Source organism: Bartonella sp. AP36NXGY, from assembly GCF_042195865.1.
Taxonomy (GTDB): Bacteria; Pseudomonadota; Alphaproteobacteria; order Rhizobiales; family Rhizobiaceae; genus Bartonella.
Genome location: NZ_JBHIPD010000126.1, coordinates 1 through 874, shown reverse-complemented (window position 1 = coordinate 874; position 874 = coordinate 1). Strand labels below are relative to the sequence as shown.

Below are 874 nucleotides of genomic sequence, written 5' to 3'. Positions count from 1 at the left end.
TGTTTGATCTTTGTCAGCGGTTGACCATCCGGTGCTAAAAATGGAGTAGGGCGCTTTGTTGGATTCTCATTCCAGATAGCTGTTGCAAGCGCTTCATTGACAGAACCATCTTCAAAAAGAGCCGCATCAAATTTACCTGTCTTTATCCGAGAAACCACTGCATTATGTGAAACACCCATCTTCTTCGCAAACGCACGAACCGATAGACCCTTACGATTCTTCTTATTCATAGTTGCTCCTTGCCTTCTTTTCTGTCCTAAGAAGGAGGTGGTTACGGCGTATTAGGATAAAGAGAGATTTACGGTACCAACTGAAAAACAAGATTTAATACGATAAGGAAATACTTAACACATTAAATTCGTTATTTATCAATGAGTTATGTGTACAATGTACAGTCAAATTGAAAATTCTGTCGCTAGCGATAGTTCGCGCTGTCCTGCCCCGCAACGAAGCCAACCCGCTGGGAAGTACCTTTTGCATTGATTTTATTGATTTTTTTTATGAAAAAACAAAGCATAAGTGATAATCTGTTTTTAAAGTTGCAATAAGAATATGTAATTCCTAAACTCATAAGGATATGGAATATATAGATAAAGCTTGAGAACATGATCTAGCCTTTCTTATTAGCAGCGTATTCTTGACGAGAAAGTTGTCTCTGTATGTTTTTGGTTAATCTTTCATTGGCATATTGTGCAATAGCACTTGCAATCTCTGGCTTGGACATCACTTTAGCAATTGATGGTCCTTCTTGTTTTGCAATAGGGAATTGATCTCCATCCGCTCTTTGAAACACATTCCCATTCAGCTTTTTTAATTCAACACGCTTTGGAAAACTGCCTCCCTTGATAAAACCATGGGGTAAGATTTCTTTCTT

Annotated in this window: 2 pseudogenes; both read right to left on the bottom strand. The window is 38.1% G+C overall.

Features of this window, described 5'->3' with window-relative positions:
- A pseudogene (locus ACFINX_RS10245) lies at nucleotides 1-230 on the bottom strand (hypothetical protein); the annotation flags it as partial.
- 380 nt (nucleotides 231-610) lie between these two features.
- A pseudogene (locus ACFINX_RS10240) lies at nucleotides 611-874 on the bottom strand (hypothetical protein); the annotation flags it as partial.